The organism is Photobacterium sp. 270122K (assembly GCF_059941365.1).
Genome location: NZ_JBPOEN010000001.1, coordinates 1 through 21,862 on the forward strand (window position 1 = coordinate 1; position 21,862 = coordinate 21,862).

Here is a 21,862-nt window from a genome sequence, read left to right on the forward strand (position 1 = left end):
CTTGGTTCACCCGGAACAATTCAAAGCCAGCAGTAAAAAGACCTGACTTCCCTACTCTACACGCTATTTGGAGGCAGGATGAACTACCTTAAAAAGAGACATTTCAAACTGGGAAATCAGGCAGACACTTTAAATTGGGATAAACAAAAGGTGTGACTCCAAAGCTAAAGTGTCTCTTTTCTGCAAAGTGAAAATGTCCTGTTTTTCCTATGGTGATCAGACTCTGTTCTGGTCTATATGAGATAAACAATCGATGTTGGTAACCATGAATGACAAAGAGATCCTTCGCCTTGGCGCTATTCGTGATGTGTGCGCCAAACGCATTCGACGTGTTGATGCTGCACGTATCTTAGCAATCAGTATTCGGCAGGTTCAGCGCTTGGTAACTCGCTTTCGTCAATTCGGCGCAGCTGGTCTTATTCATCAACGCCGAGGTAAACCGTCTTCAAATAAAATCTGTGATGATGTCCGATACCGCTGCCTGAAACTGCTCAATGAAAAGTATCCTGACTTCGGCCCAACGCTCGCACATGAAAAGATCATTGAGCTTCATGACCTAAACATCAAATTAAGTCGAGAAAATAGCTCACCAGCTAATGAATGACTCTCCTATTTCATTGCTTAATTTGGGAATCCAATGTTGAGTTTGTTGGTATTTTGGTCGAATAATTCACTTTGCTGTGTGTATATTGAGCATGATTGGGCTTTTCACGCTGTTTAACATCCCTTGGTACATATTTATTATCAAAAAAATACCGTGTAGTGACACCGTAACTTATGTCAAATAAGATAAACAGTGGCTTATCTTGTTGCTGCGAACTTCTTTTTGTTAGACATCCATTCCACGGCACCGGCAACCATTAATGCAATCACGCCCGTGATCACATAGCCCTCTGTTTTTGCATTCATTTTTTTTGCTCTCTGTTGGTTTACGTAAAAGTCCCCTACAGAAAAGCAAGTGATTCGGTTTTAAGGCAAACATAAAAAAGCCCGCGAAACCTATAGGCTTGCGGGCTTTTGGAAATGTGATTTGAGACAAATATCAACCTATTTAAAATAATTAAATTTCAGGTGAAAATTCATTTGATTTTCTATCAACGTAATATCCTTTGAGCTTAGGATATATTTCCTTAAGTTTTTCTTCATAGTTAGTTGAATCTAACCCTAGTTTATTGAAATACATACAAGAGGATAAAATAGTTAAGCTTGCAATGGTAAATGGATCAAAATCAAGTGGTATGTCATATGACTTAGATAAATTTTGTGTCCCATGAACCAAATCAGATCTTAATTTATAAATACGCTTTGCGTGTAATTCCCACATATCAAGTTCACCATGATACCCAGCAATAGACAATGAAACCCGTTCACAGAACCTTTTTGTCAACTCCGCATCTTTTTTTTCGATGGATAATGTAACCAATCTTTCCATTGCAGTGACAAGCTTTACAACTTGAGAGTGTTCATTATTGTCTCTAGACGCATCTCCAAACCAGTAAAATGAATCAATTAAACGATCAGCAAGACAACTTTCAACAGTTGGTGTTATTGATAGCTGTATGAGATATTTAATAACTGCACCTAAATGGCTATTCAAATCTTCTTCTAAGCAAGACCAGAATTCTTTTAGATTATTTCCAAATGAGATTGAACTACATACATAGTATTCGTCATCCATACATTCAATATGATGATTACTACTACTCACGCAGGGATTCTTTTTTAAAACCATTTGCCTTGTATCAACATGATAAGTTGCAGCAAAAACTTTGATAACACCATAAATAAAATCAGCCACTTTTTGAGCTCGATTTTTACTTATCTTAATGGAACACTTTGGAATACTAATACATAAAAAACAGTTGTAATTAGACTCCTCATCATAACGAGATAATATTTCCAATCTATCTTCAGGTTTTATTTTTTGCTGTATGTTATTTTTATGTGTAATTTTCACGCTACAATAACAATATCATTAATAGGGGTAACTCCTTCTGCATGAATAGGAAATAAATAATCGACCTCTTTCATATTCATTCTTGCTCTTTTATATGATCTTGACAAAAGAGCATTACATCCTTTTATGTCAAATTTCCCGCTTTCACTTATGTGGATGTATATTGAGTCTTTAATGTTGTCAATATATTCATCAGCCGTCAATTCATAATATAAATTATTACTTTTAATTTGTCGTGTTGCAATATCCCTCAATTTAGCCTTTGCTAATGAAGATAGAAATATCTGAAATGGTTCTTGGCTTTTGTCTTTGTAATAAATATCGATAGGGATGTCGATAGTTGAAAATATGGCATCAAACTTACTATCAAAATCATTTATATACTTATCATATGACTCATCAAATAACTGCCTTAATCTAACAGCCTCACTAATAATAACATTAAAGTCTTCAACATCTTTCCTTGTTGCTGCCATTGTACTTCTCAACATAAATATAAGATAAACATTTACGAACCTAATTTTAAATTAGACTCAATTCAAGCACATAGATATAAAAGCATATAATTTTATATTAATCATTGATTTAGCCAATGATTTCAGTGAAATTCAACCATTCATTACCAGCGGATCACGCCTTTCTTGTACGCTTTCCCATCCTGCAAAATGTATTCGAGTTTTTGCAATGGGATGATCTCACTGGCGGGTATGCCTGTTTTGCGTTGTAGGTAGTGGGCACTGTCATCGGCTTTTTGCTTCATGACACATGCAAATAAACCGTGAAGCTTGCCGAAGAACAAACTTTAAACACTTCAGCATTTTTAACTTTGTATTATCGTGTTCTCGGAGGTATTTACCTATGCGTATTTTATTGATTTTATCGAGCTTGCTGTTATGTGTGCCATCTTACGCAAAATCTGTCGATGCTTATATTAATGACTATTCAAATTTTAGCTGTACAACCCTTGAGATAAAGAAAAAAGACATCAGGCAGAAATTCGGACATGTAAGTAAAGCAAAAAAAAACAAATACAAACGTCAATTAAAAGCTATTTCAATTTTAAACCGTGATAAAAGCTGCTGATAAGCTTTCTCTCAGTTTTTCTTATCTGGCTTGCCTATAAATTTCACTAAATCACTATTTACCAGAGTGAATCAAAAGCCCACTTCCATGGGCTTTCATCATCACTCTTCTTCCAAACACACTTCCTTCACCTCGAATGCGCTTTCTGGTGCAATATGCCCACAGTCGAGGCAAAGCAAATCACCGGAGTACCGTCGCTTTACCTTTTCACAGCAGATGTGGATCGAACGGCATTCTTGTTTTGGGCACTGGTACATAATTTCACTCCTTTGAATTATTGAAGCAAAATTACCATGATCACCCGATGACTAATGTGATTGTTTCTATGCTTCTCAAGATAATGGTTAAGGTGAATGACGTAAAACTACCGGTTTGTAAGGTCAAATTTGATCAGCAAAGTACGCCATAATTTCTGCTCTGGTGAGAGTTTTTGTCTTGTTTGAAAAGCAGTAATAGTCAGGTCGCGAGTCGCTAAAATACTGCATTTCCATTTCTAGGCCAGCCAAGTCAGAAAACAAACCAACGGGCATGTTGTACTCACCCGATACTTTGAATTTGAAGAACAAGTGTGTTCCGCAATTCGAGCAGAATCCACGGGACGCCCAGTCGGATGATTCATACATTCTGACCTTGTCTTCACCTTCTATCTTTACCTTTGTCCCACATTGCACCGCAAAGAACGGTGCACCGCCCCATGATCGACATGATTGGCAATGGCATACTGTGAACTTGGGATTAATCTCTTCTGCGGTGATGGTTACCTGTCCACATAGACAGTTTGCTTGTGAATGTGCCATTTATAATTCCTTCTCTCAATGCATTGACGATGAACATTGAGAAACTAACACACCAAGTACTGTATATAAAAACAGTACCAAGTGGAACTACGATTCCCTTCACATTCTCTTCGCACAGCCAGATTTGAGTGATGTGTGGAACGCTTACTCTACCTACTCCCTATCCTCTTGCTTCTTTCCGGCATTTGTCACGCCAAAGGGAATATGTACTGATGGCAGTACCGACGAGGACTGTAAGTGCAGTTGCTGATCATCAAAGAAGATGTGCGGCTTGAGGATTTCCAACACTTTCGATTTCTTCACCCCTCCCATGAAGAAGGCATCATTCACGAAAATGTCCCATGCGCGCATGGTGTTAATGACCCGTTTATGGGAGGGCGCATTTCTGGCGGTGACGATAGACACATTCAGCAACGGCACATAGGTAGGATCGGACAGTTGCTTTTCCGACTCCAGTTTTTGAATGTCTGCAATGCGTTTTAAGAACGGCATCAAGGGCCCAGGGTTATGTGGCACATCCACTAATTCTGATTCATGAGAATGGAAATCAGCCAACTGACCAGAGCTTTGGTACACCCCTTCAGATTCATCGTCCGCAATCACGCCGTCAAAGTCGAACGCAATACGCAGGTCTAAATCTTCCGTGTCATCGATAATTTCACCATTCAATATTTGTCCTGCAGGATATCCAGCCAACACTGCCTGATGGACATCTTGTGAATTGGCCGATAGGAACAACTCAATATCAAACGCAGGAATGTAACGGTATGGTGACTTGCCTTGCAAGAACACCGCACGTGTAATGCCTAATTCATAATGCGCGATGGTATTCATGACACGCAGACCCGTATCGGGATCATTACGTGACAGTAGAATCACTTCCACGGGTGGATCTTCTGGCCGTAGCTCGTTGAGCTTCAATAATCGTCGAATGAATGGAAATGCGACCCCTCGTTTAAGCGGCTCATCTTGCATTTCTTTTTGGTATTCACGATAGGCTTCTTCGCCTTGAGTTCTGAAAATGCTGTCAGATTCTTGAAGATCAAACAATGCGCTAGATGAAAGCCCAACAACCAATCTTTTTGTTAAATCATACGGCATAAACATTCCTTCTATTGGTGTGTACGGGTAAACAACACTGAGATCTCGCGTGTTACAGCGTCACACATAGCCGCTACACCGCTTATTTAGAGTAGTTAATGGTCACATCGTGTGTACATCATACAGCGTAGCGAGCTGGGTTGTCTTTCTATGTGTAGAACGCTTATATCTTACCAGTTTGTACGATATTTAACCTATATCTATTTGATTTAAATGGATTTACCGATGAAATCGATAAGAAATAACATCGATTTTTCATTATGAAAATTTAAAATGTAAACTTCTTTCAACAGGATGTATCCATAAATGGAGACAGACCCGCATGACCAACTGAGTAATTTATAAAACACTGTCAAATATTTGAACTGCGCCGGATAAATGACGCTGCACTATTTACACTAAATCATAAAATGCTCATTATGCGTATAACCAGACGGAGTTTATGGTTTTATCCACCAAGGAGTAATGATGAAAGATTGTGATCATAAAAGTGTTGTACGAATTAAACGTAATTTTTTTAGTAAATTACTGTTTAAGGCATGCTATCGATGTAATGAATGCAACAAGATAATTCGCCTGTAATTCATGGCTATTTTCTGCTCGATAGAATTCAGTATTTCATTTTTATCCATTCAAATTAACTCAGAGTAAAATAGACATTTCAAACAAATGAACGCCATTGCTGCTAACTAGATTAACACTATGATAATAAAGAAATTATCGATGTTTTTTATATATGCATAAACAGCTAACAATCAATTAGAAGCAGATAAATGGCGTTATTATTTCTCGACACAAAATATTTCTTCCCCCTTCTCTCCCCCTATTTCTTTATCAACGATTCATCACTCGCCATTCCATTTTTTAGCATCAACGACCAGACAAAATAATTGACCTAATTATCATTTAACTCCCATTTACCCTCTTCCCGTCACAATTTAATATGTCAACCCACTTGATCCATACGTATATAACTAAATATTATGCATTCCCTGATGACATACTCCATGTATTCATGTTACCGTGAGTATGTAACAATTTAGAACAAAAAAATTACATTTAATTGGCTGTCACTTTTTATTAGGGGTGGGATATGGATATCAAATCACAAGAGCTAAACAGTTTTGATGCAGACGTTATTCATCTATATCTACAAGAAATCGCGCACAAACCGCTGCTGTCAAAAACAGATGAAGTCCTATATAGCCGTAAAGCCCTGGTCGGTGATGATGCGTCAAAGGCCATCATGATTGAGAGCAATTTGCGTCTTGTTGTGAGTATTGCGAAGAAATACCGTAGCAGTGGCATGCTGCTGAGTGACCTGATCGATGAAGGTAATATCGGTTTGATCACGGCAGTGGAAAAGTTTGACCCAGAGCGCGGATTCCGTTTTTCTACCTACGCAACATGGTGGATCAAGCAAACCATTGAGCGCGCCATTCACAACCAAGCCCGTACTATTCGCTTACCGGTACATGTGTCGAAAGAGATTAATACCATTCTGCGTACACACAAAAACCTGATGAAGAAAACCAATCAGGAACCTACGCACGAAGAAGTCGCCGCTGCATTGGACCGCTCTGTGGATGAAGTCTCTAGCGTGTTAGCTTACGATGCGCCGGTTGTTTCTATTGACCAGCAAATTTCGGAAGATTCGAATTCACAGAGCATTGCTGCTTTCATTGCCGATGAAGCCGGTATGCAGCCAGACAATGAAGTGAATAAGCAAGATATCAGCCGCCTGGCAATTACGATGCTAGAGAGCTTGAATGCGCGTGACAGAGAAATTCTTTGTCGTCGTTTTGGCTTGTTGGGTTATGAAGCACAAACGCTACAGCAAGTAGCAGATGAAGTGGGTTTAACCCGTGAACGTATTCGTCAGCTACAGGTGAGCTCGCTGAAAAAACTGAAAAATACACTCAGCCGCGACAATTATAACATCGAGTTATTGTTCGCCGAATCCGCATAAGGAAGCCCTACCCGATTTGCCGTTCTACCGCACTCAGTCATGCCCCGCTTTAGGGGCTTGATGCTTTTTATATCACGACAAAGCGCTATTTATAGCGTTACCGCTTTATGTGCATCACCTTCATGTAATTGATGAATATCTGTTTCACTCCCTTCTGTTGCGCGTCACCGGTTATTACTTTTCTAAAAACGACAACATCATTTCTTGATATAGCATGGTCACTTCCTCGATAAGTAATCAGGCCAAATTGGCAAGGCTGTATATGATCACGAAGATTTCGACCCGCGTTCTCCACATACTGATCCCCCTGTTTCTCCTTATCTCATTCATCATCATGCCATTGCATGCTGAAGCGGGTGTAAAAAGTAAGGCGAAGCAGTGCAAAAAAGTACAAGCAAAAATCACTAACATTCAGAAAAAGATGCGATCTGGCTACTCTGTCGAGCAAGGGGCTAAGTACCATAAAAAGCTAAACAAATTGTACAAAGAAGAATTTAAATACTGCAGATAAACGTAAAAATAGGGATAACTGACTGCATTGCCTTTATGTCTCATTTATGAACGGGCATAATTGGACGTTTTTGATAATAATCAAAATAAGTCAGATAAGAGATCTCAAAAGTGAAAAAAGTGTATGTAATCCTCGCGGCATTCGCGTGCAGTATGTTGTTATCGTCATGTGCAAGTTACAGTGTGACGGAACAGGATATGCAGCATTATCTTGACGATAAAGCCAAGTTTGAACGCACAGTGGGGATAAAAGGCATTGCGCATGCAAATGTAAAATTTGATGATATTAAAGTCGGTATCGGACGCGTTGCCAATGATCGCGTGAATTTAGAGGCGAAATCGGAAGCCAATGTGACGATTTATGGTCAGAAACCGCAGACAGTGAACCTCAACGTTAACTTCAGTGCGGTACCGTATTACGACAAAGCCGAAGGTGCCATTTTTCTTAATGATTTAAACGTTGAAAACATCGACATTCAACCGAACTCATTGAATTTACCGACAAAACAGTTACTTACACCGGTTATCGAGATGGTTGGGCAGTTCTTGTTAACCCGCCCTGTTTATCGACTCAATGAAGATGACTTTAAGCAATCAGCCCTTAAATCGGCCAAACCTGAACTATTGATTAAAAACCATGCCTTGGTTATTCAAATGTAGAGGGTTTGCTAGCAGGGAAAGGGATCTCCCTGTCTTATCTATTACAAACTATCTGCTACGAATCTAACTGTTATTAACTATCGGGCCGCTATTCTTGCGGCCTTTCTGTTGTTTGTTCCAAAGGGGATTCTTCCATCGAAGGCGACTCCAAATATGCCGGATCCATGAATGACGAGTCTGAAAATGATGGTTTAATAAACGATGAATCCGAAAATGACTGTTCTAAAAAATGCGTGCCGGCGGCTTCATCAATGATCTGCACGGCTTGCTCAGCTTGAAAAGCTTTTCGCATCGCTTCTGCCGCATAGTCTCGCACGACATTGGCATTCGATGATATATACAACACGATAAACAATGTGATACTGACTACGCTGCCAATAGCAATTAACAGTACTTTCCTCAATAGCCTCTCTTCCATCTCGCGGATTTCTTCTTTGATCAGCTTGGCCACATCAAAGTTAGTTAAATTCTGCCTAACGGGATTTTTCTTCACCATATCTGTATTGAGCTACCTATCATTGAATCCGCCATTCTAGTGTTTAGCCCTTAACTTGACCTTAATCGATGGTGTTTATTGATATATGTGCATCTTTGATTTGTTTAACACCGATATAAATTAAATTATAGTGCATTAGATTGTGTAAAAAATACGACCCAAAGGCCGTATTCTTCATTATAACGCTATGTATACCAGTGCCGATTGACGCATTACATTGCCATTTTGTAGCCGACAAAGAGCAAAATCAGCAGCCAGACTGGACAGTTACGGTATTTCAGCAAGTAGAACCCCGCAACTACCGCTACCACATCGGCCACATTGGCAATGGATGATGTCAATACGGGTTGAATGAATGCACTACCCAGCAAGCCAACCACTGAGGCATTCACCAACAGAATGGCACTCTTCAATGTCTGATGACTAAACAACGCGTTCCAAGCCGGTAAGAACGCAAACAACAATAAACTACCCGGTAAGAATACCGCTATCGTTGCCGCTAAACTGCCAAGCACTGGGCTGTCGGTAATCACGGATGCGCCAAGGTAACTCGCCATGGTGAACATTGGCCCCGGCACTAACTGCGCCGATGCGTAAGCACTCAGGAAGGTATCCGGTGCAACCATCCCTTCTAGCATGGGTTCCAACAGCGGCAATACCACATGCCCACCACCGAAGACAAAACTCCCCGCTTGATAGAATATGTTGAATAAATGCGCGTATTCTGAGGTATGTGCAATGAATGGCAAGCCCACCAATAGCAACACAAACAGCACTAATAGCCACACGATCGGGCGAATTGGTGACGTTTCTGCCGGTTGGTTTGCTTGCGTTAACTGCCGTGCCGATAACGCATAACCCAATGCCGCCGCCAATAAAATTGGAACGATTTGCCCCAGTAAACCGGATGTGAAAAATACGCTCACGCCGGTTGCTATCGCAATACCCGCCGTCAGTTTATCGGTAATGTTCTTCTTAACCATCCCCCATAATGCATCTGCAACCACAACGACAGCCAATAATTTGGCCGCTTGAATGAAGGTGTCGATAAGGGTGACATCGTTGTATTGTTGGTTACCAATGGCTAAAAATGTCAGTAGCAAAAACGACGGAAAGGTAAACCCTGTAAATGCCGCCACTGCGCCTTTATATCCAGCTTTTTTATAACCAATAAACATCCCTAACTGGCTACTTGCCGGACCGGGTAGAAATTGGCAAAGTGCCACAGCGTGCGTGAAATCTTGATCGCTTAACCACTGCTTCTTTTGCACAAATTCACGTTGAAAATACCCAATGTGAGCCGCTGGCCCACCAAAGCTATAAAGACCGAGCAGAAAAAACTGCCACATTACCTTGAACATAGATCCTCCTATTGATGGCGTTATCATATCCACAGCAGCAGGATTAATGAAATCGTTAGTTTCAATTTTATATATTGATTACACTGATGATTAGTTGTCTCATTCACCCCCTGCTGAGATTACGCATTACATGCGGCGAATCAATGATATAATCAGCATAATTATCGAAATTTGGTCTTTCTTTATGCTTGAAAACCTGCAGCAGATGGTCATTCTTGCCACTGTCGGTCATGAACAAAACTTTACCCGCGCGGCTGAGCGATTATCGATTTCAAAATCTCAAGTCAGTAAGCAGATCCGACTACTAGAAGAACGTCTAGGCTGTCAGCTGGTACAACGTAGTACCCGTACGGTGGCATTGACGGATATTGGCTTGCAGTATGCGGAATACGGGCAGCAATTGCTGGATACCGTGAGTGAAGCGGAAGCCTTGGTTGCAGGATATCGTAATGAAATTAGAGGTGTATTACGTATCGGTATTGCGCAGTCTTTTGGCAACGTCAATATCACATCAGCCTTAGCCGAGTTTCAAAAAGCCCATCCTGATTTAGAGCTGGAAGTCAGCTTGTTTGACCATCGCCCTAACCTGCTTGAAGAAGGCTTTGACTGCTGGGTAGCAATACATGAACACCCGCCGGAAGGCATGGTGGCACGAAGACTGGCAAACTGCCATTTTACCGTTGTTGCTTCGCCTGAGTATGTCGATGCACACGGTGCCCCTAAAGTCCCAGGGGATCTGCGTCAGCATAATTGCATCACTTATCAAAGTCGTGAGCGTAAATACGAAAACTGGGAGTTCACCCGAGACGGTCTGCATCAATCAATTCGCGCCCGTGGTAATTACCGGATCGATAACGCACCTGCGGTGTTGGATGCGGCAAAATCTGGCTTAGGTATTGCCTATTTGGCCACGTACTTGATCACAGATGAATTTAAAACAGGCCAGCTCATTGCGTTGCTGCCTGAATGGAAAGCCGATTTGGAGCTCCCTATTTATGCGGTTTATCCACGTCGTAAATACCTTGCCCCCAAAGTCCGCTGCTTCATTGATTTTATGGCCGAACGCATGGCAACGCCTCCTTACAAAAACGCGTCGCCAATTGCGTATTAAGCGCCAAATCTCACTCTTGCCGTTGTGATTCATGCGGCTTCAGCTAAACCTTAAAGTAACACTGTCACTTTAAGGTTGGCTGGTAGCTATCATGACATTTCTACAGCGCTTCTTCTCTTCGTTATTTCGTGTCTCCACGCTTCAGCCCTGCCGTTTTCGTTGTCAGCACCGCCCTTTTATGCCGTTCACGTTAGCCGCAATCTTGCTGATGACAGGCAGCTTACTCATGGGGTGTGGCAATGGAAGTGACAGCGTCACTAACCCATTGCTTGATGGTGGTAATACGCAACCCGCCGCTAACCGGTCGGAATCCCTCTATGTGCCGGACGCGAAGCTGCTGCTGTCGAAACTGCCAGAAGTCCGTACCACGGTGCATTTCCCCAAAGAACAAAGCGCATTAACGGTCGCTGATCAGCTCGATATAGACCCCATCGCCGTGCGATTACGGCAACATCCTGACAGCTATGTGTTGGTGATTGGCCATGCCGATGACTTCACCGATGAAAACGACAATATTGCCCTGTCGTTTGAGCGGGCCTTCAGTGTGGCTATCTATATATCATCCGTCTTTGGGGTTGAAGAAGAACGGATTCAACTTGTCTCTGCAGGCAGCAGTGAGAAAGGATTAACGGATGCGACTGCGTTTCGTCGAGTGGATATCATTAGCCCTGAAGCCATTGTCAGAACGTTTAACCCGCACCCCAGGCCGTCATTTTAAGCTTTAGGCAATGATTGCTGCATGGTTTCATACATAGCGTTAGTTTAGTACCAAATAACAGACATAAAAAAGCACCACGCTGTCAGTGATCGTACCTCGCATTATACAAGGTCATCGCTGCCAAGGTGGTGCTTTCTTATTAAACGTGTCTACGACAGCTTTTTCAGTGCCGGCGTCGCGTACATCGTTTTAAGAATGTCGATCACGCCCAAAGGAAGATCCGCCGCTTTCTCATTAAAACGGGCTTTCTCAGCGTCTGTCACTGACTCATGCTCGATACCCGCAGCAATGTAGTTCGCAGGGAACAGATGGTAGTTCTGCGTGATTTGGCGATCAATTTCAGCCGCCAACAAATCCGGCGTTTCGAAATCATCACGGATCACATCACCAAAGCTCACATGAATGCGGCGTTTATGCCCCACGATGCCCTGAATGATGCTTTCGATATCTTCAAACTCACCTTTTTCATAACTGCCCTGCGTCTGCTTCTGGTAAAGCTCTTTCGCTTTGGCTACGTCACAAGGGTCATTTTCATACGAAATGGACACCGGAACAATGTTCAACTGCGACATGAACTCAGGGAAAGACAGTTTACGCTGGCGGCCTTCCATGAAGAACATTTTCAAAATCGCAGGGTCGGTTTTATCGTTACCGTCTTTTGCGCGCCCTTCTTTTTGCGCGATCCAGATTGAATTGCCCGTTTCAAGCGAATGTGAAATGTAACTCGACAGCAAACCCAGCGCTTTAAGCATTTCACGGGGGGCTTTCGCCGAACGACGAACAATGAAGCTCTTATTCAGGCGCATCAACTCTGTCGCACAAGGCTTTTTCAGCAGGTTATCACCAATAGCAATGCGTACCGTGTTGAAGCCATTGTTGAACATACACCAATTCACCATGGCGGGATCCATGGCAATATCACGGTGATTGGAGACAAATAAATAAGACTGCTTAGGATCAAGTTTCTCTAACCCTGTGTACGTGACGCCGTCACAAGAATGATTGATGGTGCCGTGCATGTACTTAGCCACCTGACGCTGTACGTCAGTCACGGTTTTCACATTCGACCATTTTTTGATCAAGAAACGTTTGATCAATGGCGTCAATACCCAGCCCAATACGCCGGATAACTGAGGAAAGCGATAATTCAAAATCGCATTAATGAAATCTTTATCATTGATCAGGCGTTCAATCGCCCCGCTGACTTCGTCATCATTGTACGGACGAATATCTTGGTAAATGTCGTTATCTATTTGCACAATTTGGCTTCATTAATTAAAAAACTGCGGTATTTTACGCAGAATTTAGAGTGATCCCAATGAGATAAATCTAAACCCTACAATGGTTGGAGGTCTTACCAGAAAAAACTGCGACAACTTTCGCCACTTTACCTAAGATACAACCAAATAACCGTGTATTATTCGACATTCCTACGGCATCCTCCAATAGTTTTCACTCTAGTGACGTGCTTCAGTTGACGCTAAGTGGAAAAAATAACAATATGTGTGGGCATTTTTGCTAGAGATTCACTATGAAACAAGCCATCGATTTTTCTACCCATCAACAATCTTTTCTCCATGTCGGCGCACGTCGAAAAAGCCCGCACGCTTTGATGTTGATCATCAGCCAAGGCTGTGTGCTGATTCGCTTAGGGCAGCAAGAGTTTACGGTAACGGCTGGCCAAGGCTTTTTTATTCCTTTTGACTGCTTACATGCCGTTACCATCCTGCCGGGCACGCACTACCACTCGTTGGCATTTTCTGCTCGCTTAACCACGCCGTTATGCCGTGAAGCGGGCTATTTCACCGTGTCACCGTTAATCGCGGCGGTGGCAAATGAGTTAGCATCGGCACAACAACGCGGCGATACACTACCGTTGAGTGGCGAATCTGGCAACTTGCTGCGTGTGCTCGGTGATCAAGCCACTAAGCTAAAAGTGAGAAGTGCATCTATCGCCCCTGGGCTGGCTGCCGATCACATCGGTGTATTGGCACAGCTGCTAAAAGGTGACAAGGTCACAAATGCCCCTGCCGCGACGACCATCGCCAAGTATATCGGTTACTCGCTCAAAGAAATTGAAACATGCCTGTTAATGCGAGAGGCCGCACGCTTGTCTCGCTCGGGTCGCAAAGTAGAGCAAATCGCTGAGGCGCTACACACGACACCAGAATTGCTGAACGCGATGGCGAATCCTATTTTGGGTGAATCACTGTAGTCTTCATCTTTCTTCGTTTCGACGCGGAGAGAGACAAACTGCGAGCGCCAACAAACTGAGCGCATGTGTACATCTATTCTGGCACAGTGAAAAATAGATGCGCAAAAAACAAAAAGCGACGATGATTATCGTCGCTTTTTGTTATTCATGATCCGTACTTTGTTTATGCTGTTACCGTGACGCTTGAACGAACAACGTGCCTATTACTGAAACGGGATCTCAACTTGGATGAAGACATCATCTAAGTCACTCTCTTCGTGCCAGCGGTAATCAAAACGCACACGTGGTGATTGGTTGTCTTCCCCTCCCACCCCAAAGCTCATCTGCAATCCGTACTTTTTCAACCAGTCTTTGGTGTTTTCGAATTCCATGTCATCATCTTTGGCATAACGATCAGGCAACCAAAAGCCCAAGCCGTAAAAGCTCGAATCCGAATTTGACGATACAACGGGAGAATCCAGTTTTTTCGCCCAATTATCCCAAAAGGTACCACGCGTCTGCGCGCCCTTATCTGACCATTCCATACGTAATACTTCGTCTCGTTGAGACGTTGAAGCCGGAATGGTGCTTTTTCCCGCCCCTGATGGCATCAGTGCGAGTTTTTCACTGGAACACGAAGCGAGGTGTGCCTTCTGCTGCGTTGCCGACAGTGCCGCAAACTCCCCATCGTCAAGGGAGACGCACGCGTTAACGTCAACAGGCATAATCGTTAAAGACAAACCCGCTAGAAAGTAAGAAAACAACATCTTTCTACTGCTACTACATGTCATGTAAATGGATTGACAAATCATCAATCTAAACAAAAACCTATTCAGTGTACCAATTATTATCACGTAACATTTTAGCAACCTTTTCGGTTGTTAAATGTGAGACAGTACGACTATTGACAATATGTTCACGAATATCACTGCTTCTCACACGGACGGTTTCAGGACAAGCCAACACTTGCCAACGCGTCATGATCGCATCCGCTTTGTAAAACTTACTAAAGTTCAGGAAGTTATCCGGCCCCAACACAAACGTGAGGTTCGCTTCCGGATACGCTTGCTGTAATGCTTCTAACACGGCAAACGTGGTAATGGCTTCTGTGCCCACCGCAATGTCCGACTCAATGCGTGACAACGTCACATTGGGCAATTGAATGTCTTCGATAAACGCTGACACCAAGTCACAACGTGATGAGTAATCTAACATTTGTTTTCCCCACGCATGGCGAAAACTGGGAACCAACAGTACCTTGTCAAAATGGCGAAGCCGTTCCAGCACAGAGCGATGACCAATACTGGGTGGGTTAAATGCGCTACCAAAGACGGCGATTGATGTTGTCATGTCTAGAATGCCCCTTTTTTAAGCCGTTTTGTTGATAATTCCATTTTATTATCACGAGAGGATTGATCCTGACATAGAGTTATCGCATGATTTTGCAAAAGGTTTAATGCATTTCACTTTTTTTTTGCATTGCATTACGTCATGTGGTTACAAAGCGGGCAATGCCCGGAGGATTCATTGACTATGGAAGAGATCATTCTTCAAGAAATGCGCGTATTGCCAACGATTGATGTCGAGTTTGAAATCGCGCGCCGTATCGCATTCATTCAGCGTAAACTCAAGCAATCACGTTGTCAGTCGCTGGTATTAGGTATCAGTGGTGGTGTGGATTCAACAACTTGTGGCCGTCTGGCGCAACTTGCCGTTGAAGCGTTGAACCAACAGGAAAATACTGACGCTTATCAATTCATTGCCGTTCGCCTACCTTACGGTGAGCAGCAAGACGAAGATGAAGCACAATTGGCGCTGTCCTTTATTCAGCCATCACACTCTGTGAGCGTGAACATCAAAGACGGTGTTGACGGCAGCCATGCTAGCACCCTATTCGCGCTTGAAGGCACGGGGTTAATTCCGGCTGATGCAGGCAAGGTTGATTTTGTAAAAGGCAATGTAAAAGCGCGCATGCGTATGATTGCACAATATGAAATTGCCGGCTTAGTGGGCGGATTAGTGCTGGGTACTGACCACTCAGCGGAAAATATCACGGGCTTCTACACCAAGCACGGTGACGGTGCGTGCGATCTCGCCCCTCTCTTTGGTCTGAACAAGCGCCAAGTGCGTTCATTGGCCGCAAAATTGGGCGCGCCGGATCAGTTGGTCTATAAAGTACCCACTGCGGATCTGGAAGAATTGGCACCGCAAAAAGCCGATGAAGATGCGCTTATGGTCACTTACGATCAGATCGATGACTTCTTGGAAGGCCGCGAGGTTGAGCAAGCAGTGACGAATCGTTTGGTGGGTATTTACAAGGCGACACAGCACAAGCGTAAGCCGATCCCGACCATTTACGACACAGAATAACGGTGTGATAGCACAGCATGTGAATACTGTGATTGGGTGAGCATACCAATCGTAGTCTTTCACGAAAGAAAACGGGCGCAATGATAGCGATATCATTGCGCCCGTTTTGCGCTATCTGATTACACAACCTTGTTGTAACTGTTCTTGAACTGTCCTTGAATTGTCGATGTAGAGTCGATATCGACGTGACTTTATGAGGCTTCAGAATGGCGTAGCAAATTATCCAGCTCCCACCACAATGCTTCACACAAGCCTTGACGATACACGGCCTTTTTAAAGGCGGCATGTTCCATTTGGTATTGTTCGTAGTAATTTTCTTTGCTGGATAAACTCGCTCGTACGTTGGCTAGCCGATCACAGGTTTTGACAATAAGCGCAAGTCGCGCGGATTCTTCATCGGTACTCAGCATAGACAAACGGTGGTTAATTTCATCTTTACGCGCCTGACGGTTGTCTAATTGGCTGTCTGATATGTACTTCACCGCATCTGCCACTACAAAGCCAAAATCAGCGATCAATTCATTGATGCTGGTTCCTGTATCTTCAAGCACGTCATGCAGCTGCGCGACAATCATCGCATTTGAACCAAAGGGACTGGCTAAGCGAGAAACAGCTTCGAGATGGACATAGTAAGGCAGGCTGCCATACATCTGCCCTTTATGCTTTGCCCGTGCCAATGTGCACGCCTTGAGATATCGGTTATTCATCTGCCCCCCAATCTGTTCAATGCCAGCCTTTCACTCTGTCCTTACTTTCCGTATGGATTCTCAGAGGATGTATAGGGTTGATTGTACCCAACCGACATGAAACATCTGGGATTTACGGCACGATTTGACGAAAAAACGGCCATCTTTCGATGACCGTTGGGGATTTTTCTAAAAGCGGAGCGAACAATCTTACTGATCGTTATTTTGCGCTTCTTGTTTTTGTGCTTCTGCTTCTCGGATTGCGTTCGCGACCATCATGATGGCTTCGCCGCTGCTGAACCCTTGCGCCATAAGCTCATGAATTTTATCTGCCGCTTCTTGTTGCTGGGCATGGGTCAGTGTCGGTGTGTTGTTAAACATAAATCATTTATCCAAGAAAAAAAGCCAGTTTAGGGATTTTGTCCCCTATTGTCATCTGCTTATTAACCCGGACGGCCATCAACGCGTGGGCGTGTTAGCACCGGATAATAGACAACAGTAAAGATCGCGTATGCCACGGCCCATAAACAGGCCGAAATCACATAACCGGATAACGTCAAACTTGGCCATAGCGCAATCATTACTGTGCGCACTAAGGTGGCCAATACAAGCATCACAAAAGCGACTTTCATCATCACGCCAATCTGTAGGCTGCGTCCGGTATGCCCTAACGAGACACGTGCAATCATGGCCAATACCATGCAGCCAATACCGCCGACCGTCAGGCTGTGGAGCGCAATACTTTCACTGACACCGCCCACCGTGTAATGCATCGCCAATAGGAACAGGCCGATAATCATGGCCGCATAGGCAAAATGCAACAACCACAGCAATGGCACTCGACAAGTAGAAAGCGTACGCCAACGAAGAAAACGCAGCAAATGACAAACGGCCGTTACGGTTAATAACAGTGGCAACGAAATGCGATTAATGGCGTCTGGAATAGGAAGCAGCACATTCAGCAGCAGTAACCAACTGGGTACTAACGCTGCTAATTCAAGCCCTTTAACACGGGTGATTTGTTCGGTATTCGTTCCGCGCCAGGTAAAGAATGGAATGACCCTGCCACCCACAATCAACACGATCAGGCTGATCACCATCACAGTCATCATCGACAATGAATGGGTCGAGGTAATAGGCAACGCTTGACCCACCCCCAAGGCATTGAGATGAAATAACGCATTCAGTACCGTCATCAGAATAATTAACGGTACAAAAAAGAGGTTGTTCCATTGCTTGCGGATAAGAATGGGGACAGCAAGAAAGTAAGCCGCAAGTGGCATCCAAAGTAGGTCAACCAACATCCATACCCAATGTGGGCTGCCAACTAACAAGGCAACACGCGCAATCAGCCAGCAAACAAAAATCGCGGCAAGCTTAGGCCCTCTCACGCCCGGATTTCCCGTCCAATTTTGTACGGCCGTTAGCAAAAAACCGATAATAATGGCACCGGTAAAGCCAAACAGCATTTCGTGACTGTGCCACCATATCGGGTTGCTATACATCCACCCCACAGGGTGTAACCGGCCCGCCCAAAACAACGCCCAGACCAGCATGGCAACAACAGAAAACGCACTGGCCGCTAAAAAGAAAGGTCGAAATGCGAGACGAAAAAGGGGCAAAATTTTCTGTTCTTTTTCATTATCAAGAATTTGCATCATGGCTCACTACACCGCACTTATAAGATGCATATATAATACAACTTATAAGATGCAAATGAAATGCACCTTATGGATATTTTACTCAGTGAGGCTATAGCCCTGAGTGATCAATCGGTCTGGTGATGCTCTGAATATCTAAAATACCTATCTCACCTTGCCAGCGGCTTTCAATCACGCCCACACTTAGCCAATAACGGCCATCGGGTAAATCTAGCTTGGGTAGCGTAGTGGGTAATTTACCGTCCACGTTTTCCGTCCAAAGCGGTGTCCATGAGGTGTCTTCTAAATCATAGACATTCATTGACAATACCGGCGAAGGACACGCGCGATCAGGCAGGCCGTTACGCTCAATGCGCCAACTGTTACTGTCTATCCAGCCTATTTGTTGCTTGCTCTGCGGTCGTGTCATCAATATCCAGGTTTTAAAGCTGACATCGCCATCGGCATTAATCACTAATTGATATAGCCCTTCACTGCTGGCCTTTTCCAACCGCCGAGTTTCCAATGAGAAGTAGCCGCCATTGTTGATTTTCGGTGTCGCTGACAGCACGACTTGATCGGGCCAGTGAATGAATTGGATCTCGGTAATACGTCGATCTGCCGTGCCGTTAATCGCCAATCGCGGTAAGACTTGGTTTTGATTCTGCACCATTTCACGCTGGATCACTAAGCTGGTAAGCCATGACGGTAATACCGCACGATCAAGGCTATGGCCGCAATCTTCTGTGATGGCCAGTTGCAAGAGCGCATTGAGGTTGTTTTGCTGATCAGCAGAGGGGGTTTGCTGCCAAGCTTGCACCATGGAGTCAAAGCTCTCATTGGTGTGCCCTTCCAGCAGTTTTTGATGCGCGACAGTAAAGATATCTTGGTTCATAAACCACTTCGCCGTTGCAGTCGGCACCAGAAATGCTGACTGCAACAGAAGTAATGAACACGTTAATGACAGTTTTGACATTATTACGCTGATTTCATCCGGTAGCCCACACCACGGAGGGTTTCGATTTCAATGCCCGGTAATTTTTGACGCAACTGCAAAATGTGAGTATCAACGGTACGTGTTGTTGGGTAGTGGTTATAGCCCCACACCTGATCCAATAGTTCATCACGCGTAAAAACGCGACCGGCATTTTTCGCCAGAAACACCAACAATTCAAATTCCGTGCGGGTGAGCGTAATACTGGATCCCGCCAACAACACTTCACGGCTATCCAGATCAATGCTGATCTCGCCCACTTTCACCACGTTGGTCATCGGCATATCCGGTGCCCCCGTACGCAGGTGAAGGCGAATACGCGCCAGCAGTTCTTCCTCGGCGAACGGCTTGGTCAGGTAATCTTTAGCCCCTGAATCAAGACCAATCACTTTGTCTGACACTGACACCATGGCGGTGAGCAAAATCACCGGTACATGTTTTAGGCCAAGCCAAGTATGTAAGAAGCTTAAAGAGTCCCCTTCAGGCAATTGGCGATCGAGGATCACGAGATCCGCATTCGGCCATAATGCCGCGACATTTGTTGCACAGTCAGCGTACAAGCAGTTGTAGCCAGCTTCTTTCAAGCTCTCGAGTAAACCATCGGCAAGGTTGCGGTCATCTTCAACCAGAAGCAGAGTTTGATTCACACGGTATCTCCAATATAAAAGTGGTTGGGGGACCGATGAGTTTCATTCGTCCTCCCATTCTACATATCATCGATTCAACGATAGTAAGACCAAGCCCTAGACCTCTTTCACTTACGAAGGGCTTTCTTAATCTGGCCCAATCTTTTGAGCCAAGCTGTCCTTTATCTGAAACGCTTACAATCAATTTTCCGTTATTGAACGATGATGTTAATGTTACGGGCTTTACGCCATATTTGTTGGCATTGGATAGCAAGTTATCAATACAAGTACCCAACCAATAGATGTTCACATCGACGGGGCGATCATCGGCTAATTCCAATGTCACCTCGTACGGTTCACTTAAATATTCAACCCATTCATTAAATGATTCAACGTGTTGAACACTGAGTTCTTGCTGATTGGCCTGTAAGTAGTCTTTACTGGCTTCAGCCAATTGCCGTAATCGGCGTGAGTCTTCGGTTAAACGTCTGAACTCATCATATAAGGTTTCGGGCAAAGCATCAAAGTTACGGCGAAAACCTTCAACCGTCATGGCCAAGCTGGCAATCGGTGTACGCAATTCGTGCGTAAGAATTTGCAGGACAAGCATGCGTTCTTGCATAGCACGTCGACGAATACGCCAACGGTAAAAGCCCCACCCGAACAGCAAACCCACATTCACAACCAATAACCCGACTAATAAATAGAGGGTTAAGTGCGATTTATCTTCTTCTTCCCAACAGATGTTGCCGCTTTTCAGTACACAAAAACCACTTTGATTCAAACGGGTAAAATGCACATCGAATTTCCCCATAACAGGCGACCACGTCGGTTGGCTGTATATATGGTATTCGTTACCGTTTCTTATCCATAGTTCGCCATTCGAGACAAACGTTTCTGCACCAGAGGTAAAAACCTCAATTTCTTCATGGCTCATGCGCTGCAATCGCCCCAAAATGGTATTGGTTGGTGCTAATTCACGTTCTTGGATATGCAAAAACGGGGTCAGCTTTTCCGCCATGTCCGGGTACTTTTGCACATAACGCTGCGCGTAACTGCCACCACCTGGATGAATATAGCCGGCACGGGCAAACCATCCCATGGGTAAAATCGTACGGTTACATACGGCGCGGGTAAACACCAAGGGCTGAGTCAGTAACGGGGTGACAGGCCAAGGTCCTTTACACGTCATTGAGCTTTTATAAAGGCGTTGTAAGGCTTTTAACGGGTAATCCGCAGATTGTGGCAACAAAGAGGAATGCAGAATCAACACGCTGGGGAACTGACTTTGTAATTGCCTGAAATCATAGGTCGCGATTGGTTCACTCGCCAATAGTTCAGACCGAACGGCATTGAGGCGCTCTGGTAAATTTTCCGCAAAGGCCGATGTGGAGCCCAGCAGTAGCAGTGAGATCAAAAGGACGTATTTTTTCATGGGTGCAGTCTATCATTCAAATCCCTACTATTGTCAGGGAAGTGTCATTCGCTTGCTGGTTAAGTAATCGAATAATATCAAGCAATAACGTAATTATCCTACTCGCATCTTACCTAGCTGCGCATCTTCGATGTTCAATCGCCCCCTTTTTAAC

At 44.0% G+C, this 21,862-nt stretch carries 25 protein-coding genes; 9 read left to right on the top strand and 16 right to left on the bottom strand.

The window, feature by feature from the left end; genetic code table 11:
• Positions 1 to 265 precede the first annotated feature (265 nt).
• Positions 266 to 604, top strand: a complete 339-nt coding sequence (locus ACSF8W_RS00005; protein WP_500844023.1) for a helix-turn-helix domain-containing protein — start codon at positions 266 to 268, stop codon at positions 602 to 604.
• A gap of 456 nt (positions 605 to 1,060) precedes the next feature.
• Here ACSF8W_RS00005 and ACSF8W_RS00010 read toward each other — a convergent pair whose 3' ends face one another.
• The 3 genes from ACSF8W_RS00010 to ACSF8W_RS00020 form a co-directional block, all read right to left on the bottom strand.
• Positions 1,061 to 1,957 carry a hypothetical protein gene (locus tag ACSF8W_RS00010; RefSeq protein WP_500844024.1) on the bottom strand — a complete coding sequence of 299 codons (897 nt, stop codon included), beginning with the start codon at positions 1,955 to 1,957 and terminating at the stop codon, positions 1,061 to 1,063.
• Complete coding sequence (locus ACSF8W_RS00015; protein WP_500844025.1) at positions 1,954 to 2,433, bottom strand: hypothetical protein; 480 nt, start codon at positions 2,431 to 2,433, stop codon at positions 1,954 to 1,956. Before ACSF8W_RS00015 ends, ACSF8W_RS00010 begins: the two co-directional genes overlap by 4 nt.
• Before the next feature lie 143 nt (positions 2,434 to 2,576).
• The gene (locus ACSF8W_RS00020; protein ID WP_428480121.1) at positions 2,577 to 2,717 is read right to left on the bottom strand and encodes a hypothetical protein; all 141 of its coding nucleotides are present in this window, start codon (positions 2,715 to 2,717) and stop codon (positions 2,577 to 2,579) included.
• Positions 2,718 to 2,815: 98 nt separating this feature from the next.
• Here ACSF8W_RS00020 and ACSF8W_RS00025 point away from each other — a divergent pair, with 98 nt between their 5' ends.
• Positions 2,816 to 3,040, top strand: coding sequence for a hypothetical protein (locus ACSF8W_RS00025; RefSeq protein ID WP_500844027.1), 225 nt, complete (start codon positions 2,816 to 2,818; stop codon positions 3,038 to 3,040).
• A gap of 380 nt (positions 3,041 to 3,420) precedes the next feature.
• On the opposite strand, the gene ACSF8W_RS00030 is transcribed toward ACSF8W_RS00025, so the two are convergent.
• A complete protein-coding gene (locus ACSF8W_RS00030) occupies positions 3,421 to 3,837 on the bottom strand; it encodes a GFA family protein (protein WP_500844028.1) in 417 nt (138 codons plus the stop codon).
• A 153-nt stretch (positions 3,838 to 3,990) separates the two neighbouring features.
• Complete coding sequence (locus ACSF8W_RS00035; RefSeq protein ID WP_500844030.1) at positions 3,991 to 4,938, bottom strand: 5'-nucleotidase; 948 nt, start codon at positions 4,936 to 4,938, stop codon at positions 3,991 to 3,993.
• A 1,093-nt stretch (positions 4,939 to 6,031) separates the two neighbouring features.
• Here ACSF8W_RS00035 and rpoS point away from each other — a divergent pair.
• From rpoS to ACSF8W_RS00050, 3 genes are all read left to right on the top strand, one after another.
• Positions 6,032 to 6,907 (top strand): RNA polymerase sigma factor RpoS, encoded by an 876-nt coding sequence (gene rpoS / locus ACSF8W_RS00040; protein ID WP_500844032.1) that lies wholly within the window; start codon positions 6,032 to 6,034, stop codon positions 6,905 to 6,907.
• Positions 6,908 to 7,169: 262 nt separating this feature from the next.
• Positions 7,170 to 7,418: a hypothetical protein gene (locus ACSF8W_RS00045; protein WP_500844034.1), complete on the top strand. Its 249-nt coding sequence runs from the start codon at positions 7,170 to 7,172 to the stop codon at positions 7,416 to 7,418.
• A 152-nt stretch (positions 7,419 to 7,570) separates the two neighbouring features.
• Positions 7,571 to 8,077 (top strand): YceB family lipoprotein, encoded by a 507-nt coding sequence (locus ACSF8W_RS00050; RefSeq protein WP_500844955.1) that lies wholly within the window; start codon positions 7,571 to 7,573, stop codon positions 8,075 to 8,077.
• 88 nt (positions 8,078 to 8,165) lie between these two features.
• On the opposite strand, the gene ACSF8W_RS00055 is transcribed toward ACSF8W_RS00050, so the two are convergent.
• Both ACSF8W_RS00055 and chrA read right to left on the bottom strand, forming a co-directional pair.
• Positions 8,166 to 8,573: a hypothetical protein gene (locus ACSF8W_RS00055; RefSeq protein WP_500844035.1), complete on the bottom strand. Its 408-nt coding sequence runs from the start codon at positions 8,571 to 8,573 to the stop codon at positions 8,166 to 8,168.
• A gap of 212 nt (positions 8,574 to 8,785) precedes the next feature.
• Entirely contained in the window at positions 8,786 to 9,934 is a 1,149-nt protein-coding gene (gene chrA / locus ACSF8W_RS00060; RefSeq protein WP_500844036.1) for a chromate efflux transporter, read from the bottom strand.
• 184 nt (positions 9,935 to 10,118) lie between these two features.
• Here chrA and ACSF8W_RS00065 point away from each other — a divergent pair, with 184 nt between their 5' ends.
• Together ACSF8W_RS00065 and ACSF8W_RS00070 are read left to right on the top strand one after the other, a co-directional pair.
• Positions 10,119 to 11,045, top strand: coding sequence for a LysR family transcriptional regulator (locus ACSF8W_RS00065; protein ID WP_500844038.1), 927 nt, complete (start codon positions 10,119 to 10,121; stop codon positions 11,043 to 11,045).
• Between the two features lie 91 nt (positions 11,046 to 11,136).
• Positions 11,137 to 11,763: an OmpA family protein gene (locus ACSF8W_RS00070; RefSeq protein WP_500844040.1), complete on the top strand. Its 627-nt coding sequence runs from the start codon at positions 11,137 to 11,139 to the stop codon at positions 11,761 to 11,763.
• Between the two features lie 149 nt (positions 11,764 to 11,912).
• Here the strand turns inward: ACSF8W_RS00070 and ACSF8W_RS00075 are convergent, their stop codons facing one another.
• Positions 11,913 to 13,022: a 1-acyl-sn-glycerol-3-phosphate acyltransferase gene (locus ACSF8W_RS00075; RefSeq protein ID WP_500844041.1), complete on the bottom strand. Its 1,110-nt coding sequence runs from the start codon at positions 13,020 to 13,022 to the stop codon at positions 11,913 to 11,915.
• Positions 13,023 to 13,294: 272 nt separating this feature from the next.
• Between ACSF8W_RS00075 and ACSF8W_RS00080 the strand changes: the two genes are divergently transcribed.
• A complete protein-coding gene (locus ACSF8W_RS00080) occupies positions 13,295 to 13,978 on the top strand; it encodes an AraC family ligand binding domain-containing protein (RefSeq protein ID WP_500844043.1) in 684 nt (227 codons plus the stop codon).
• 203 nt (positions 13,979 to 14,181) lie between these two features.
• Here the strand turns inward: ACSF8W_RS00080 and ACSF8W_RS00085 are convergent, their stop codons facing one another.
• Both ACSF8W_RS00085 and ACSF8W_RS00090 read right to left on the bottom strand, forming a co-directional pair.
• Positions 14,182 to 14,724, bottom strand: coding sequence for a hypothetical protein (locus ACSF8W_RS00085; protein WP_500844045.1), 543 nt, complete (start codon positions 14,722 to 14,724; stop codon positions 14,182 to 14,184).
• 61 nt (positions 14,725 to 14,785) lie between these two features.
• Positions 14,786 to 15,307 carry a nicotinate-nicotinamide nucleotide adenylyltransferase gene (locus tag ACSF8W_RS00090; RefSeq protein WP_500844046.1) on the bottom strand — a complete coding sequence of 174 codons (522 nt, stop codon included), beginning with the start codon at positions 15,305 to 15,307 and terminating at the stop codon, positions 14,786 to 14,788.
• 183 nt (positions 15,308 to 15,490) lie between these two features.
• Between ACSF8W_RS00090 and nadE the strand changes: the two genes are divergently transcribed.
• Positions 15,491 to 16,327 (top strand): NAD(+) synthase, encoded by an 837-nt coding sequence (gene nadE / locus ACSF8W_RS00095; RefSeq protein WP_500844048.1) that lies wholly within the window; start codon positions 15,491 to 15,493, stop codon positions 16,325 to 16,327.
• A 191-nt stretch (positions 16,328 to 16,518) separates the two neighbouring features.
• On the opposite strand, the gene ACSF8W_RS00100 is transcribed toward nadE, so the two are convergent.
• The 6 genes from ACSF8W_RS00100 to vxrA all read right to left on the bottom strand — a co-directional run bounded on the left by ACSF8W_RS00100 (position 16,519) and on the right by vxrA (position 21,708).
• Positions 16,519 to 17,034 (bottom strand): phosphohydrolase, encoded by a 516-nt coding sequence (locus ACSF8W_RS00100; protein ID WP_500844050.1) that lies wholly within the window; start codon positions 17,032 to 17,034, stop codon positions 16,519 to 16,521.
• A gap of 189 nt (positions 17,035 to 17,223) precedes the next feature.
• The gene (locus tag ACSF8W_RS00105) at positions 17,224 to 17,394 is read right to left on the bottom strand and encodes a YoaH family protein (RefSeq protein WP_500844052.1); all 171 of its coding nucleotides are present in this window, start codon (positions 17,392 to 17,394) and stop codon (positions 17,224 to 17,226) included.
• A 62-nt stretch (positions 17,395 to 17,456) separates the two neighbouring features.
• Positions 17,457 to 18,674 carry an NnrS family protein gene (locus ACSF8W_RS00110; protein ID WP_500844053.1) on the bottom strand — a complete coding sequence of 406 codons (1,218 nt, stop codon included), beginning with the start codon at positions 18,672 to 18,674 and terminating at the stop codon, positions 17,457 to 17,459.
• A gap of 91 nt (positions 18,675 to 18,765) precedes the next feature.
• Positions 18,766 to 19,548, bottom strand: coding sequence for a DUF2861 family protein (locus ACSF8W_RS00115; protein WP_500844055.1), 783 nt, complete (start codon positions 19,546 to 19,548; stop codon positions 18,766 to 18,768).
• Between the two features lie 83 nt (positions 19,549 to 19,631).
• On the bottom strand, positions 19,632 to 20,294 hold the full coding sequence (locus tag ACSF8W_RS00120; RefSeq protein WP_500844056.1) for a response regulator transcription factor: 663 nt from the start codon (positions 20,292 to 20,294) through the stop codon (positions 19,632 to 19,634).
• Positions 20,269 to 21,708: a sensor histidine kinase VxrA gene (vxrA, locus tag ACSF8W_RS00125; protein WP_500844058.1), complete on the bottom strand. Its 1,440-nt coding sequence runs from the start codon at positions 21,706 to 21,708 to the stop codon at positions 20,269 to 20,271. Before vxrA ends, ACSF8W_RS00120 begins: the two co-directional genes overlap by 26 nt.
• Positions 21,709 to 21,862: the final 154 nt, after the last annotated feature.